Raw genomic sequence first — 15,371 nt, forward strand, 5'->3', positions numbered from 1 at the left:
TCAGCGCAAGCGTGCGCGCAGCTGGATGAAACGGCGCGTGGCGTAGAGGCCCGCCGGGCGGCAATGACGCCGGGCACACAACCAGGGAATCAATGCGTCCAACTGCCGGGCATCCGGTAAGTCCGCCAGGCTGTTGATCAGGTCTTGGGTGTCGGGGTCCGCGGATGCCTGCTGGTCGCGGGCAAACCGGCTGCCGCGCCCGGGGCGCACGGGTGCAACCCGTTGCGGGCAGGTCCACTCTCCCGCGATCCAGTCATGCAACAGGCGTTTTTCGTAGCCGCTGAACACCCCGAACATGGCCGCCCCGGTGCCTTCCACCAACTGCCAGAAGCGGCTGTGAGCGGGATCTTGGTGGCGCTGGATCCAGCCCTTGTTTTCCAACGCGGCCAAGAACGCCGGCACTTGCCCGGGCTGCGCCAGCCACTGGTTGACGGTCTTGCCGTCGAGGCGGCAATAGTCCGAGTGCATGTGCTGGGCAAAGCTGCGTTTGCGTTCGAGCATGGCGACCACTTCGTCCTGCAGGTTGAAGCGCTGGATCACCGCCGTGGTGCCCGGCCCCAGGTCGTTGAGCTGGTAGCCGCGTGCGACACGGCGGTAAAACGCTGACCTGTCGGGGCCCTCGGGTAACAGGCCGAGCACCGCTTCGGCGGCCTTGCGGGCATGCCCGCTGCTGGCGTTGTCGATGGTGACATGCAGGGTGAAGTAGTAAGGGTCGATGCCCAGTTCACTGAGTTCAAACGACGAGATCAGCAGGTGCAGCGGCAGTTGCTCATAACCCAGGTTGTAGCCAATGACCTCCGGCAAAAACGCCTCGCTGCACAGGCCCAAGGCCAGTTGAACGGCGCCTTGCTGATAGCAGTCATCCGCCAGGCCATCGACATTGCAGTCGTGTTCGCCCAGCAATTTTCGGTAGATCAGCACATGGTTCTGGCCTGCCTCGCCGTCGCCCAACTCCTCCAGGTAGGTGGTGAGCAAACCGTCCAGGCGCGGGTCTTGCCAGTGGTTCAGCAAACCGTACAGCCACGCGCCGTCGACCTGTTTGGTGGGGGCCACGCCGCGCAGAAAATACAGCGCATGGGCCTTGTTTTGAAAGAACCGACGGGGCCGGCCTTGTTGGCGCTGTTGGAGGTAGCTGGCGTACGCCTCGGCCACCGCCGTGCAGCGCTGTTCAATCCAGGCAGGCAATTGAGCGGCGTCTTCGGGCAGCGGGTCCGGCGCGTCGGGCAGCTGCGCCAATTGGTCGTGCAACAAGGCCTGGGCCACGTCGTGCGCGCCGGGCGTTTCGTTATACAACTGCTGGTAGATCGCCTCGTACCGGCGGTTGGCCGTAGGGGTCAGGGTGGTCGGTTGACCCGACAGTGCTGTCAAAAGCGTCATGGTGGCAGTTCCCGCGAAGTTCGATACGCGACCTTCACCGTGAAGGCCCGGCAAGCGCGCTTAAAATCACACGCTTCTAGAATGCAGAGCCCAGGGTTGGCGGGTTAATTCAATCGGCTTTCGCCAGCGCTGGACCAACGGCACCCCGCGCCGATGCGCCCCGCTCCACTCCCCTCGCCCAGGCCCTGGCATGAAGCCCGCTGGAGCGCAGCCTGCGGAACAATCAAGCACAGGCCATCGGCCAGAAACTGCCGTTCCTCGTGCAGCTCAAAACACGGGCCCTGTATAACCCGAACCATTGGAAAACCTGATACCCCCCTTAACGCCAACGCCAGGACACCCCGGCATACACACCCCGCCCATCGCCTGGGGTGGAGCGTGCCACGTCCACCCCCTTGTCGTCGTAACCCGGGGTGACGGTGTTGGCGTAGCGCTTGTTGGTGAGGTTGCGCAGGTCGACCCAGGCCTGCCAGTCCTGCCGGGGTGCGTCGTAGCCAACAGTGGCGCCGAGCAGGGTGTAGGACGCGGCGTAATAGGAGTTGGCGTAATCGACCGCCACCTGTGAGGCGTGTTCGCCGTTAAGGCTGGTGTAAAAGCCGGTGGGGTGGCTGTAGCGCAGTTGCGCCTGGTAGTAGTGCTTGGGGATGCCCGGCAAAGTGTTGTCGCCAAAGCGGTCATCGTTGCGGTAGTGGAAATCGCTGTAGGTGTAGGCCTGGCGCAGGGCGAGTTTGCCGGTGCGGCCGCCGTCCCACAGCGGGCTGTGCAGGCTCGCTTCCACGCCCTGGTGCACGGTGGGGCTGGCGTTGGACTCGGCAAGCACCGCCGCGGTGCCTGCGGTGGCGAGGGTTTCCACGGTGAGCAGCTCGTGGCGCACTTCGGAGCGGTACACCGCAAGGTCCCACTGGCCAAACGCCTGCTCGCCGCGCCCGCCGATTTCCAGGGTGGTCGCGGTCTGGTTGCGCAGTTTCACGCCTTCGCGCTGCAAGCCGGTGGCCGGTCCGCTGCCCGTCGGGAAAAACTGATTGGCGCCCCAGATCATCGACCACGCGTGCGGCGGCTCCACGGAGCGACTGAGGTTGGCATACACCTGCAATTGCGGGTTGAAGTCGTAACGCAGGCCGATGCGCGGTGCATAGTCCCAATCGTGGGTACTGACCGGCGTGTGGGTTTGCGGGTAGGTGACTTCGGTTTCGCGCCGGGTGTAGATCGCGGCCAGGCCGGTGGTCAGCCACAGGTCGGGGACCAGTTCCAGGTCGTTGCCGATGTGCAGCACGGTGTCGGCGCCCAAGTAGCTGTAGTCGCGGGTCTTGGTGCCCGGTGCGTAACCGGCGGTGTTACCCGCCGGTACGCGCACGTATTCCGAGGCGCCGTTGCTGGGCATCGCCTGGGTGGTGCGCAGGCCCAGGGTGGTGGTGCTGTCGTGGCCAAACAGGGTGTCTTGGCGGATGTAGTTCAGGGTGCCGCTTACATCGGTGTAGGCCACCTTGAGGCGGTTGGTGCCTTCGCGCAGGTCCATGGGGTAATTGTGGTAGGACAGGCCTGCTTCGATCCGCGCACTGTCGTCCAGGTGCAAGGTGGTTTTGTTGGCGATCCAGGTCGAGCCCGGTTGCAGGCGCTGGGAGTCTCTTGCCAGGTTCAAGGCGTTGGCGGCGCGCGGGTCGTGGCTGATCTGGCTGCGGGTGAGTTTGCCGGGCGAATCGTTGGTGGTTTCGCGGTAGCGAACGTAAAAGCGGGTTTCCAGGTCGGGGGTCAAGCGGTAGCCGAAGTTGGCGGCCACGCCCTTGCCGCTGCCCGCACTGTGGTCTTGGAAACCGTCATAGGCCGAGTCGGTCAGGCTGAAGTAATAGTCGGCATCGCCCAGCACCTGGCCAGAGCTGATTTCGCGCTGGGTGTAACCGTGGCTGCCCACTTCATAGCGCAGTTGCAGTTTGGGCGCGTCGTAGCCGGTGTGGGTGACGTAGTTGACCGACCCGCCCAAGGCCAGTGCGCCCTGATCAAAACCATTGGCCCCGCGCAGCACCTCGACGCGGTTGAGCCACAGCGGGTCCTTGAGTTCATAAGGCGTGCCGCCAGGACCGGTCAGGGCCAGGCCGTCGAACATTTCGTACAGGCCCGAGGCATGGGCACCCGGGCCCCGGTTGATGCCCGAGCCGCGAATGGAAATCTTCACACCTTCGTTGTTCGCCGCCTTGGCATAGACACCTGCCTGGTACTTGAACACGTCCTCGTTGGTGCTTACCCGCCCCTGATCGACGCTGTGCATGTCGATGAAATTAGTCGCACCCGGCACGCGACTCAGCTGGGCCTGCGCCACCTCGCTGGGGCTGGCTTGGGCGCCGGTCACTTCGAGCGGGGCCAATTGCAGCGTGTCGTCGGCGTGTGCCACCTGGCCGAGGCTCAGGGCGGCGCCAAAACCCAGCAACGGCCAGGTCTTGCGCGCAAAAAAAGGGGTCGAAGGGGGCATGGAGCAAATCCTTGGAAATCGGGGGTGTACGGCAGGCTGGGCGGTTGAAGCAGGGATGGGAAGCCAAACAGGCGCTGCGGGTCACGCCCGCGCGATAACAGGACGCGTCCTACGGGCGCATCAGACGTTAAGCCCTGAACAGAAGGAACGAACGAGCGCGCGGCATTTATAGCCATAACCACCGCGCGCGATCGGGAAGGGGCCCGGGCCCTAGGCAAAAAACCGATTGGGCGGACGCGGCAAGCCGAGGTTTTCACGCAACGTGGTGCCCTCATACTCACGCCGGAAAATCCCGCGTGCCTGCAACTCGGGCACGACCTTGGCCACAAAGTCGTCGAGCCCGCCCGGCAGCCACGGGAACATGATGTTGAACCCGTCGCTGCCTTCGCTTTCCAGCCACTGTTGCATCTGGTCGGCAATACTTGCGGCCGTGCCCACAAATGACAGCCCCGCGTAACCACCCAGGCGCTGGGCCAGTTGGCGTACGGTCAATTGCTCACGGTCGGCCAGGGCCAGCACGCGCTCGCGGGAACTCTGGCTGTCGTTGGTGGGCGGGATGGCGGGCAGGTACTGGTCGGGATCGAACCGGGTAGCGTCGACGCCCAGGGCCACCGACAACGACGCGATCGCGCTTTCGTAATGCACCAGGCTGTCCAGGTGGGCGCGGATGCGCCGGGCCTCCTCATGCGTGTCGCCCACCACCACAAAGGCACCGGGCAGGATTTTGAGGTGGTCGGGATGGCGCCCGAGGGCGGCCATACGTCGCTTGATGTCGGCGTAAAACGCCTGCCCCTCCTCCAGCGTACCGGGCGCCACAAAAATCACTTCGGCGGTTTGCGCCGCCAATTGCCGCCCGGCTTCGGAGGCGCCCGCCTGCACGATCACCGGCCAGCCTTGCACCGGGCGGGCGATGTGCAACGGGCCCCGCACGCTGAGGTGGCGGCCCTGATGGTTGAGGGTGTGCAGTTTGTCTGGGTCGAAATACACACCGCTGCTGGCGTCGCGGATAAACGCGTCGTCGGCCCAGCTGTCCCACAAGCCGGTCACCACGTCGTAGAACTCCCGCGCCCGGGCGTAGCGCTCGTCGTGGTCGTGTGCGTGCGGCAGGCCGAAATTGCGCGCGGCGTCCGGGTTGGCGGTGGTGACGATGTTCCAGCCGGCGCGGCCGTTGCTCAGGTGGTCCAGGGAGGCAAACCGGCGGGCGATGTGAAACGGCTCGTCGTAGGTGGTCGAGGCCGTGGCCACCAGGCCAATGTGGTCGGTGGCCTGGCTCAAGGCCGACAGCAAGGTGAACGGCTCGAACGAAGTGGCGGTGTGGCTGCGCTTGAGCGCGTCGATGGGCATGTTGAGCAAGGCCAGGTGGTCGGCCATGAAGAAGGCGTCGAAACGCGCCTTCTCCAGGGTTTGCGCAAAACGTTTGAGGTGCTGGAAGTTGAAGTTGGCGTCGGCATAAGCGCCTGGGTAACGCCAGGCGCCGGTGTGGATGCTGACCGGGCGCATGAAAGCGCCGAGCTTGAGTTGTTTGGGCGTGCTCATGGCAAGGCCTCTGATCGAGAGGCCGTCAGCATCGGGCGGCGGATGCGGGGCTGTCTAATAACGAAAAGTGCTGGCTTATACCCGCCCGTGGTAATCGTCCAGAAATTCGCTGGAGGCCACGTGGTCGGCCATGGCCCGCAGTTGCTTGGCCGAATCGTGCCCCAGCACCTCGTCGACCCGGCTATTGGCCTGCGCCCAGTACACCACCGCCTGCTTGAACAGCGCCTCACCCTTGGGGGTGATCACGCAGTGTTTGGTGCGCTTGTCCAGAGTGGACGGGCGCAACTCGACAATGCCATCGCGAACCAGCGGCTTCATGGCATGGGTCAGCGCCGAAATGAGGATGGCCAGGCGGGCGGCCAGCTCTTGCAACGTAGGCCCCTGCTGGTCGGTGGACACAAAGGTGCTGATTTGCGCCAGCAACCCGACTTGCGTCGCCTTCAGGCCGGTGGGGGCCAGCGCGTCGTCATACAGCTGGCCAAGCCGACGGGACGCGCGGCGCAAGGCGTTGTTGGTGCACGCAAAACCGTCCAGCGCACAGGCTGGGGGGCACTCAGATGAGTCTTCAACGTCGAGGGAATCAGTGGGCATGGGGTGGTCCTCCAGGCGCCTAGAGTGATTGAGCGCTAAACCATTGACAAGGACAAAATGGAAGCCTATAAGTTGAGCCCTCAACAATATTAGTTGAGCACTCACCTAATGGAGCTTCCCATGTCAAACGCCACAGCCCCCAAGATTGCCCTCGTCACCGGCGCGTCCTCCGGTATTGGCGCCGTGTATGCCGACCGTTTGGCCGCGCGCGGCTATGACCTGATCCTTGTCGCCCGCCGCATTGATCGCCTGGACACCCTGGCCGCCCAGCTCACTCAAACCTACGGGCGCAAGGTGCAAACCGTTGGTGCCGACCTGGCAAGCCCCGAAGGCCTGGCCCGCGTCGAAAAACTGCTGGCGAGCACGCCGGATGTCAGCCTGCTGGTCAACAATGCCGGCCTTGCACGGCTGCACCCGGTGACGAAATCCTCGGTGGCAGACTCCCTCATCCAGATCACCCTGAACATCACCGCCCTCACCCGCCTGACCCACGCCGCCTTGCCGGCCATGGTGGCGCGCAATGAAGGCCTGATCATCAACGTGGCATCCGTGCTGGGCCTGCAACCGTTGCCGGTGACCGCGGTGTACAGCGGCACCAAAAGCTATGTGATGGAGTTCAGCCGGGGCCTGCAGGCCGAACTGGCGCAAACCGGCGTGAAGGTACAAATCGTATTGCCATCGGCCACGGCGACGGATATCTGGGAGAGCTCGGGCGTGCCGCTGTCGGCCTTCCCGGCCGAAGCCGTGATGACCACCGAACATATGGTGGATGCCGCGCTGGCGGGCCTGGATCAAGGCGAAAGCATCACCTTGCCATCGGTGGCCGACGGCGCGTTGTGGGACACCTATGAGGCCGCACGCGGCGCGTTGTTCGCAGCCACCCAGAACGGCCAGCCTGCGCCGCGCTATGGGGTTGTTTAAGGCTGGCTAGTGCTCCGAGGGCAATCGATGCGCCGGCATAAACTGCCGGCGCATCGTTTTGGGGCGCCGACAACCCTGGCCAACACGAGGGCAAAAATGCTGCACACCGGCGGGGAGCCGTGGTAACAACGGTGCTGTTTCCTGAGCGCTGCGCTGCTCTAGCGCGACGGAAGATCTATCAGTAAGCTGTTTCACGATATTTATCGAGTTTGTGGACACCCCTCCCTCCCTTGAATCGGCGATAACAACGTGATCGAAGTAACCGAAGTTTCCATTGCGCAGTTGCGGGCTGCGCTCGAGTCCGGCCACACCACCGCGGTTGAGTTGGTTGAGGCTTACCTGGCGCGCATCGATGCGTATGACGCGCCCGGCACGCCCACCGCCCTTAACGCAGTGGTGGTGCGTAACGCTGAGGCGATCAAGGAAGCCCAGGCGTCCGATGCCAGACGCGCCCGGGGCGAAACGCTCGGGCCGTTGGACGGTATTCCCTACACCGCCAAGGACAGTTACCTGGTCAAGGGGCTCACCGCCGCCTCGGGCAGCCCCGCGTTCGCGAACCTGACGGCGTATCGCGATGCCTTCACCGTGGAGCGCCTGCGCGCCGCCGGGGCTATCTGCCTGGGCAAGACCAACATGCCGCCGATGGCCAATGGCGGCATGCAACGCGGCGTGTATGGCCGCGCAGAAAGCCCTTACAACGCAAATTTCCTCACCGCCCCCTTTGCCTCCGGCTCCTCGAACGGCGCGGGCACGGCGACGGCGGCCAGTTTTGCCGCGTTTGGCCTGGCAGAAGAAACCTGGTCGAGCGGTCGCGGCCCGGCGTCCAACAACGGGTTGTGCGCTTACACGCCGTCTCGCGGGGTGATTTCGGTACGCGGCAACTGGCCACTGACGCCGACCATGGACGTGGTGGTGCCTTATGCGCGGACCATGGCCGACCTGCTGGAGATTCTTGAAGTGGTGGTGGCCGAAGACCCGGACACCCGGGGCGACCTGTGGCGCCTGCAGCCGTGGGTGCCGATCCCGAGCGTGACCTCGGTGCGCCCGGCCTCCTACGGCGAATTGGCCGCAGGCCCCGACGCACTGGCGGGCAAACGCCTGGGCGTGCCCCGCATGTACATCAATGCCGACGCCGCAGCGGGCACCCGTGATAATCCCGGCATTGGCGGCCCGACCGGCCAACGCATCCATACCCGCGCCTCGATGATGGACCTGTGGCAAGCCACCCGTCGCACCCTGGAAGCGGCCGGGGCGCAGGTGGTCGAGGTGGATTTCCCGCTGGTGTCCAATTGCGAGGGCGACCGCCCGGGCGCGCCCACCGTGTTTACCCGCGGGCTGGTGTCCAAGGCGTTTCTGCATGATGAGCTGTGGGGCCTCACCGCTTGGGCGCTGGATGATTTCCTGCGCGCCAACGACGACCCCGCACTGAACCGCCTGGCCGACGTGGACGGCCCGCAGATTTTCCCGCATGACCCCGGCACCCTGCCCAACCGTGAAGACGACCTGGCCGCCGGCATGGACGAATATGTGCGCATGGCCGAGCGCGGCATTGCCCCCTGGGACCAGATCGCCAGCGTGCCCGACGGCCTGCGCGGCCTGGAACAGACACGGCGCATCGACCTTGAGGACTGGATGGACGGGTTGGGACTGGATGCGGTGATTTTCCCGACAGTAGCCGACGTGGGCCCCGCCGATGCCGATGTAAATCCGGAATCGGCGGATATCGCCTGGAGCAATGGGGTCTGGGTGGCCAACGGCAACCTCGCCATCCGCCACCTCGGCGTCCCTACCGTGACCGTACCGATGGGCGTAATGGCTGACATCGGCATGCCCGCCGGGCTGACGTTTGCCGGTCGTGCGTACGACGACTCGACCTTGCTGCGCCTGGCGTCGGCGTTTGAATCCACCGGCAGCCAACGCGTGATTCCGCCCCGCACCCCCGCGCTGAAAACCCACCGCTAACACTGCAAAAAGGGTTGCAGCCCCACGGCTGCAACCCTCTTCTACTTCACACTGCTGCCGATTTTTCGCAGCAGCTGGTCGGCTTCCGATTCCGGCGTGAACCGGAACCCCTGCATCGGCGCCAGGCCCAGCACGTCCCGCAGCAGCTCGACCAACTGGTCCTCCGACAGCGTGTTGCGCAACGACAAATACGCCAGCAACAACCGCTCGATCGGCACGCCCTGGTCGCACGCAATCTCAATCACCGCCAGCAGGATAAAGCGCAGTCTAATTTCCCGTTCCGTCGGCCAAACTTCCTTTCGCTTTCCCACTGCAAGGCACCAGTTTCTAGAAAAAAACCGAGGCTATTGCCAAGCCCCGCCTGTTTCAACCGTTCGTTGAACGTATCGAACCGATCCTACAGAAAACAGGGAAACGCCCCACACAAAGCGATTGCCCTGCACTGCCCCCCCTTTTGCGCCGAAACGTATCACCCGGTAACAGGACGCACTGCTTTGGTGTATCGCCACGCGACGTGGACAGTTTTGCTCATGATAAAACCGCTCTGGCAGGCCACTCTGCAAACATTGGCACGATAAACGCTAATGCATAAATAACTGATTGTTGAACAATCCTGGGTACTCCTACCGTTTCACCGCTGAGGATACGAACATGCAAAAAGGTTTGATGGGCAACACCACCCTGCGCAACCTGGCACTGACGGCCGCCCTGGCTTGCGTCGCCCCGCTGTTGAGCGCCGCAGAAATCAAAGGCGTGCTCAAGCAGGGCGAGCTCTCGGTGGGCTCAGACCTCACTTACCCGCCCTACACGTACCTGGAGCAAAAAGAGCCTGCCGGTTTTGATCCCGAGTTCATTCAACTGATCGGCAAGCAACTGGGGCTTAAGCCGCGCTTTGTCGACACCCGCTTTGCCAACCTGATTCTGGGGGTGAACGCCCAGCGTTTCGACCTGATCGCGTCGGCCCTATACGTGACCCCGGAACGGGCCAAACAGGTGGAGTTCCTCAGCTACCTGAAAACCGGTTCGGCGCTGATGGTGCTGGCCTCCAGCGACTTTAAACCCCAGCAACCGCAAGACCTGTGCGGTAAACGCGTGGGCTCGATCAAGGGCGCCTCCTGGATCCCCAAACTCAACAAGGTTTCTGCCGAGTACTGCCTGCCCGCTGGCAAGCCTGCGATCGAATCACGCGAATTCCCGACCTCGCCGGAAGCCGCCCAAGCGCTGCTGGCCAAGGCCGTTGACGTGCAGATGGAAGACCCGGCCGTGGCCAAGATCATGGTGGAAAAACTGCAAGGCAAAACCGTGATCAGTTCCACTGAGGTGATTTACCCGGTGGTGATCGGCTTGGCCGTGCGCAAGGGGGACCAGGCGCTGCTGGACGAACTCAACACCGCCTTCGCGCAGATCAAAAAGGACGGCAGCTACGCGCAGTTGCTCGCGCGCTACAACCTGGCCGAACCGAGTGCTGACGACATCCAGGCCGCACTGGGCACCACCGCGCCTTGACACCTCACGCACAGCACATTCGGTAGCCAATAACGCGGAGTCAGCACATGCAATTTGATTGGCACTACACCCTGGGCTTGATCGGGAACGGCGACTTCTGGCGCGCCGTCGGGACGGTGGTCGAGCTGAGCCTGGAAACCTGGCTGCTGGGGATCGTCCTCGGGTTTTTTCTGGCGTTGGCGCGCCAGTCCCCGCGGCGCTGGCTGCGGGAGGCGGCCGGGCTCTATATCTGGTTTTTCCGCAGCCTGCCGCTGCTGGTACTGCTGATCTTTGTGTACAACCTGCCCCAGGTTTACCCCGCCACCAGCGCGGCGCTGTCCAACCCTTACTCGGCCGGGCTGATCGCGCTGGTGCTGAGCGAGGCTGCGTACATCGCAGAGATCCATCGCGGCGGCCTGCTGGCCGTAGCCAAGGGGCAACTGGAAGCGGGCAAGGCCCTGGGCATCGGCTACCGCGGCGTGCAGCGCTTGATCGTGGTGCCGCAGGCGTTGCGCGTGGCGCTGCCGACGCTGGCGAACGAGTACATCACCATCGTCAAACTGACCTCGTTGGTGTCGGTGATTTCGCTGTCGGAGATCCTGCTGGTCGGCCAGCAGCTCTATACCCAGAACTTTCTGGTGATGGAGACGATGCTGGCCGTGGCCTTCTATTACGTGCTGATCGTCACGGTGTTCAGCCGCCTGTTGCGCGTGCTGGAAAACCACTTGGACGTGACCCGGCGCGCCCCCAAGACCGTCGCCCCCGCCGCGCTGGAACAGGTGGCGACCCGGCGCGCTGCCAGCCAGGCAGAGCCAGGCGAGTTTGCCTTGCAGGCACGCGGCGTGCGCAAGGCGTATGGCGAACTGGAGGTGCTCAAGGGCGTGGAACTGAGCGTGCGCTGGGGTGAAGTGGTGTCGATCATTGGCCCATCCGGCTCGGGCAAGACCACGCTGATTCGCACGATGAACGGCCTGGAAGCGCTCGATCACGGGGAAATAACCCTACAGGGGCAACCGTTCCTGCGGGGCACCCGCGAACCGCTCGGCGCACTGGGCAACAAGGCGCATCAGCAAGGCATCGTGCACATCGGCATGGTTTTTCAGGGCTTCAACCTGTTCCCGCACAAGACCGCACTGGAAAACGTGATGCTCGCCCCGGCGTATCACGCCCATGGCAGCCAGGATGAACTACGGTTGTTGAGCCTGGCCTTGCTGCGCAAGGTCGGGATGCTGGAGCACGCGGGCAAATACCCGCACCAACTCTCGGGTGGCCAACAGCAGCGCGTGGCGATTGCCCGGGCACTGGCGATGCGCCCCTCGGTGATGCTGTTCGACGAGCCCACCTCGGCCCTGGACCCGGAACTGGTCGGCGATGTGTTGGCGGTGATCGAGGAACTGGCCCGCGAGGGCATGACCATGGTGATCGTGACCCACGAAATGAACTTCGCCTTCAAGCTGTCCGACCGGGTGGTATTCATGGAGCGCGGTGAGATCATCCAGGACGCCGCGCCACGCGTCATGCTGCAAGAACGCAGTGAACGCATGGCCAAATTCCTCAAAGACGTACAACTGGCATGAGCCAGCGGAGCCAACCATGAACCCGCCCAAGGAACACAGTGTGTCGCTGGCAGACCAGGTCGCCATGGAACTGCGCGAAGACATCATCGGCGGGCGCTTGCTGCCCGGCATGCCGCTTGTGGAAAGCGAACTGGTCAATGCCTACAACGCCTCGCGAAACACCGTACGCGAAGCACTGCACCAACTGGGGCGCGAAGGCCTGGCCAGTTACGTGCGCAATAAAGGCGTGATGGTGCGACGCATGGGCATCGACGACGTGCGCGATCTGTTCAAGGTGCGCCGAACCCTGGAACTGCAAGCGATCGCCGTCAGCAAGCCCCTGCGCGAATACCAGTCGGACCTGATGCTGGACGCCATCGAAGCGGCGCAACTGGCGCAGGAGCGCGAGAACTGGCAAGCCTTCGGCACCCACAGCCTGCGCTTTCACCAGCACATCGTCGGCCTGATGCGCAGCCCCCTGCTCGATGATTTCTTTACCCACATCACCGCACAAATGCGCCTGGTGTTTTCCAACGCGCCCAGTGAAGAAGGCTTCCAGAAACCCTGGCTGGAGCGCGACCGGCATATCCACGACTTGCTGGTGGACGGTCGCAAACAGGCAGCCGAAGAAGCCATGAACAGCTACTTGAACGACTCCGAACGCGTGCTGCTGGACATCCTCGGCAGCCATCCCAAGCACTGAAAAAGAGGTTTACCCATGTACAAGGATTACCCCGCCGCTTACCAGGTAAGCAAAGGCGCCGCGCTGCAAGTCGACAAACCGTTTTACGACCGCGTGCGCGAGCGCCAGGATGGCCGCACGCTCATCGAGCAATTCGAGGTGCCGATCCGCACCGGCCGCGCCTGGAAAGTACCCGCAGGCCACGTGTTCCGCGTGACCACCCCGGTGGGCCCGCAAGTCGGCGACTTCAACGTATGGAACGCCAACGATCCGCGCGAGCGCATGTGGGCCTCACGCACCCGGCAACTGCAAGGCGCGCACGTGACCACCTATGACCGCCTGTGGTCGAACCTGCCCTTTTTGCGCCCGCTGCTCACCATCACCGACGACAGCCTGGCGGACTACGGCATCGACGAACACGGCGGGCGCCTGCATGACCTGCTGGGCACGCGCTGCGACCCCTACGTGAACAAGATGCTGACGGGCGAAGACTTCCATCATCACTGCCACTCCAACCTCACCCGCGCGGTACTGCCCCACGGCCTGACCGAGTTTGACGTGCACGACGTGCTGAACATTTTCCAGTGCACGGGGCTCAATCACGACGACATGTACTTCATGAAAGCCTGCCCGGCCAAACAGGGCGATTACCTGGAGTTTTTCGCCGAAATTGACGTGCTGTGCGCCCTGTCCACCTGCCCGGGCGGGGATTTGTCACTGCCCATGTGGGGCCCGGACGCAGAAGACCCGCTGAAAGTGTGCCGGCCGCTGGGGGTTGAGATTTACCGGCTGGATGAGGAACTGCTTGAAGGCTGGAAACAGCCGGAGCGGGCCAGTTATAACGGCAACCATGGGTTGTTGATTGCCAAGGCGGCGTGGGAGAAATAGGTCATGGGGGCGCGCCGGGGTGAGGGTTCATTCCGGCGCGAGGTGTTGGGGTGTTTTGAGCCAGGAATCGGGATCAGCCGTCCTGCTGATTAACCACTGCCTTGAGCAAGCGCTGATTAAAAAATCACCAATCGTCGATCCCCTACGTCCGGCAGGGCCGAAGACGTACATACATTCTTCTTGTATTTGATAGCTTAAAGCCACCAAGCGGCACGCCTCACTCGCTGAGCCGCCTTAGAAAAGACGTGGACGTCTGGCAATTACCTTTCGGTGAATTGTTTCTATCAGGGAAGAGGATCTGAAGCGGGTGACCACCCCCACTCCTCCATAGTCAATCGCTCGGCCATGCATTCGAGCCTATGACTAGACCTGCCCGACCAAACGTTAAGCACTGGTGATTTCCTGGGAGCGCTGTTGGGCGATCAAACGTCTTTACCCGGGAGCACCCTGAGGAAATGGATGCCGGAAACCATTCAATAGACGGGGCGAACTCCGAAAAGCCATACGAGTAGGAACTTAAATATGGAGATTTACAGTATGTCAGCTCAAGAAAAACACGTTGGTGCTGGTGGATGGACTCCTTACTACGAACTGACTTCGGAGGATAAAAAGGTATTCGACCAAGCCTTGGAAGGCTTTGTGGGAGTGACCTACACGCCTGAGACGGTTTCGACTCAGGTGGTCGCTGGCAAAAACTATCGCTACTACTCCAAAGCACAGCAGCCGGGTTCGCCAGGAACCTGGACGGCAATAGTGGAAATCTACGCGCCGCCGCAAGGTAAACCTCACATTACCCAGATCATACGGATCTAAGCGCGTGTAAGACCCTTCGGGCCACGCGGGAAATGCGGGGTCCGAAGGCTGATCGGTTGTTTCTGCCGATCTTGGCAATGACGGGGGGCAGGGAAAAATCTCCAACGCGCGCAACTCTCCGAAATTCGCCCACATTTGCGGCGTTAGCGCGATTTGGTTGCCTGACACTATTTGGCACTCGGGCGAAAGCTGTGGAGCCCTAGCCGGCAGGAATATCCGACACCCATGAGTGTTCGGAGTATGACGCCAACGGCACCGCGTTTTGGCTGAAGGTCGAGGGTGACTCAATTACGGCGCAGTCGGGTATAGCATCTCTGAAGGCACCCGATCCTGGTGGACACCGAGGCAGAGGTTGCACCAGCAAAGCTGGGGGTGGCCAAGCTGCCCGAATCGTTCCAAATGAACGCCGAAGACGACGGCGACGAATAACCCACCCTACTCGCTGCATCCTTGAACCCGGAGGTAACAACGATGCAGTGCACTGCTTTAAAGGGTGGAGTTGATCCATACCATTCGGAGTGAAACTAATCCATAAAGCCAGACTTAAAAATCACCCAAACACCTTAAAATCAATATTCACCATATCTTGACCAGCCCCTCCAGGCTGGGAAATTTTTATATCAAAATAGTTGAGCGCCTTAGTCACCTGCCCAATAGCAAGGACCTCACTGGATAATGACAGATGTACCTGATAGGTGGTATTAATCCGCGGGCCTGTGAATAGAATACGGTATATGAATCGCCCCGGGTTTTCTAGACACTCTCCAGGCTCGCTGCGTAACGCTTTTCAAACTCTACCGGTGACAGCTGATTGTTGAAACTGTGGCGTCGTTTTGGGTTGTAAAACATCTCGATATAATCGAACACATCATCCCGAGCATCCTGGCGTGTAGTGTAGATTTTACGCTTGATCCGTTCCCGCTTTAGCAACTGGAAAAAGCTCTCCGCCACAGCGTTGTCGTGGCAGTTACCTCGACGACTCATGCTGGCTACCAGGTTGTTAGCTTTCAAGAAGCTTCGCCAGTCTGAGCTGCTGTACTGGGCGGATTCAACCGGTCGTCGCAACACCTTTATCGAGGTGTTTATGGGACGACCC

Annotated in this window: 13 protein-coding genes; 7 read left to right on the forward strand and 6 right to left on the reverse strand. The window is 62.2% G+C overall.

Annotated elements, in window-relative coordinates; genetic code table 11:
• The 4 genes from ACW9H9_RS06950 to ACW9H9_RS06965 all read right to left on the reverse strand — a co-directional run bounded on the left by ACW9H9_RS06950 (position 1) and on the right by ACW9H9_RS06965 (position 5,968).
• On the reverse strand, positions 1–1,377 hold the full coding sequence (locus ACW9H9_RS06950; protein WP_457342422.1) for an iron-containing redox enzyme family protein: 1,377 nt from the start codon (positions 1,375–1,377) through the stop codon (positions 1–3).
• A 319-nt stretch (positions 1,378–1,696) separates the two neighbouring features.
• A complete protein-coding gene (locus ACW9H9_RS06955; protein ID WP_457342423.1) occupies positions 1,697–3,841 on the reverse strand; it encodes a TonB-dependent receptor family protein in 2,145 nt (714 codons plus the stop codon).
• A 210-nt stretch (positions 3,842–4,051) separates the two neighbouring features.
• Positions 4,052–5,377, reverse strand: a complete 1,326-nt coding sequence (locus ACW9H9_RS06960) for an LLM class flavin-dependent oxidoreductase (protein ID WP_457342424.1) — start codon at positions 5,375–5,377, stop codon at positions 4,052–4,054.
• Between the two features lie 75 nt (positions 5,378–5,452).
• A complete protein-coding gene (locus ACW9H9_RS06965; RefSeq protein ID WP_457342425.1) occupies positions 5,453–5,968 on the reverse strand; it encodes a MarR family winged helix-turn-helix transcriptional regulator in 516 nt (171 codons plus the stop codon).
• A 120-nt stretch (positions 5,969–6,088) separates the two neighbouring features.
• Here ACW9H9_RS06965 and ACW9H9_RS06970 point away from each other — a divergent pair, with 120 nt between their 5' ends.
• Together ACW9H9_RS06970 and ACW9H9_RS06975 are read left to right on the forward strand one after the other, a co-directional pair.
• Positions 6,089–6,889: an SDR family NAD(P)-dependent oxidoreductase gene (locus ACW9H9_RS06970; protein WP_457342426.1), complete on the forward strand. Its 801-nt coding sequence runs from the start codon at positions 6,089–6,091 to the stop codon at positions 6,887–6,889.
• A 249-nt stretch (positions 6,890–7,138) separates the two neighbouring features.
• Complete coding sequence (locus ACW9H9_RS06975) at positions 7,139–8,851, forward strand: amidase (RefSeq protein ID WP_457342427.1); 1,713 nt, start codon at positions 7,139–7,141, stop codon at positions 8,849–8,851.
• A gap of 41 nt (positions 8,852–8,892) precedes the next feature.
• On the opposite strand, the gene ACW9H9_RS06980 is transcribed toward ACW9H9_RS06975, so the two are convergent.
• Complete coding sequence (locus ACW9H9_RS06980) at positions 8,893–9,162, reverse strand: hypothetical protein (RefSeq protein WP_457342428.1); 270 nt, start codon at positions 9,160–9,162, stop codon at positions 8,893–8,895.
• Between the two features lie 340 nt (positions 9,163–9,502).
• On the opposite strand from ACW9H9_RS06980, the gene ACW9H9_RS06985 reads away from it, so the two are divergent.
• The 5 genes from ACW9H9_RS06985 to ACW9H9_RS07005 all read left to right on the forward strand — a co-directional run bounded on the left by ACW9H9_RS06985 (position 9,503) and on the right by ACW9H9_RS07005 (position 14,275).
• The gene (locus ACW9H9_RS06985; protein ID WP_457342429.1) at positions 9,503–10,357 is read left to right on the forward strand and encodes an ABC transporter substrate-binding protein; all 855 of its coding nucleotides are present in this window, start codon (positions 9,503–9,505) and stop codon (positions 10,355–10,357) included.
• A 47-nt stretch (positions 10,358–10,404) separates the two neighbouring features.
• The gene (locus tag ACW9H9_RS06990) at positions 10,405–11,913 is read left to right on the forward strand and encodes an amino acid ABC transporter permease/ATP-binding protein (RefSeq protein ID WP_457342430.1); all 1,509 of its coding nucleotides are present in this window, start codon (positions 10,405–10,407) and stop codon (positions 11,911–11,913) included.
• A 16-nt stretch (positions 11,914–11,929) separates the two neighbouring features.
• Entirely contained in the window at positions 11,930–12,595 is a 666-nt protein-coding gene (locus ACW9H9_RS06995; protein ID WP_457342431.1) for a GntR family transcriptional regulator, read from the forward strand.
• Between the two features lie 15 nt (positions 12,596–12,610).
• Positions 12,611–13,462: an urea carboxylase-associated family protein gene (locus tag ACW9H9_RS07000; protein ID WP_457342432.1), complete on the forward strand. Its 852-nt coding sequence runs from the start codon at positions 12,611–12,613 to the stop codon at positions 13,460–13,462.
• A 522-nt stretch (positions 13,463–13,984) separates the two neighbouring features.
• Positions 13,985–14,275: a hypothetical protein gene (locus tag ACW9H9_RS07005; protein ID WP_457342433.1), complete on the forward strand. Its 291-nt coding sequence runs from the start codon at positions 13,985–13,987 to the stop codon at positions 14,273–14,275.
• Positions 14,276–15,028: 753 nt separating this feature from the next.
• Here the strand turns inward: ACW9H9_RS07005 and ACW9H9_RS07010 are convergent.
• Positions 15,029–15,371: IS3 family transposase (locus ACW9H9_RS07010; protein ID WP_457370418.1), on the reverse strand; the 343-nt coding region annotated here is incomplete at its 5' end.

The organism is Pseudomonas sp. SDO5215_S409, assembly GCF_054071325.1.

Excerpts from the sequence above, each read along its gene's own strand:
- ACW9H9_RS06950 (WP_457342422.1), bottom strand. The coding sequence starts at position 1,377 with ATGACGCTTTTGACAGCACTGTCGGGTCAACCGACCACCCTGACCCCT.
- ACW9H9_RS06955 (WP_457342423.1), bottom strand. The coding sequence starts at position 3,841 with ATGCCCCCTTCGACCCCTTTTTTTGCGCGCAAGACCTGGCCGTTGCTG.
- ACW9H9_RS06960 (WP_457342424.1), bottom strand. The coding sequence starts at position 5,377 with ATGAGCACGCCCAAACAACTCAAGCTCGGCGCTTTCATGCGCCCGGTC.
- ACW9H9_RS06965 (WP_457342425.1), bottom strand. The coding sequence starts at position 5,968 with ATGCCCACTGATTCCCTCGACGTTGAAGACTCATCTGAGTGCCCCCCA.
- ACW9H9_RS06970 (WP_457342426.1), top strand. The coding sequence starts at position 6,089 with ATGTCAAACGCCACAGCCCCCAAGATTGCCCTCGTCACCGGCGCGTCC.
- ACW9H9_RS06985 (WP_457342429.1), top strand. The coding sequence starts at position 9,503 with ATGCAAAAAGGTTTGATGGGCAACACCACCCTGCGCAACCTGGCACTG.
- ACW9H9_RS06990 (WP_457342430.1), top strand. The coding sequence starts at position 10,405 with ATGCAATTTGATTGGCACTACACCCTGGGCTTGATCGGGAACGGCGAC.
- ACW9H9_RS06995 (WP_457342431.1), top strand. The coding sequence starts at position 11,930 with ATGAACCCGCCCAAGGAACACAGTGTGTCGCTGGCAGACCAGGTCGCC.
- ACW9H9_RS07000 (WP_457342432.1), top strand. The coding sequence starts at position 12,611 with ATGTACAAGGATTACCCCGCCGCTTACCAGGTAAGCAAAGGCGCCGCG.
- ACW9H9_RS07005 (WP_457342433.1), top strand. The coding sequence starts at position 13,985 with ATGGAGATTTACAGTATGTCAGCTCAAGAAAAACACGTTGGTGCTGGT.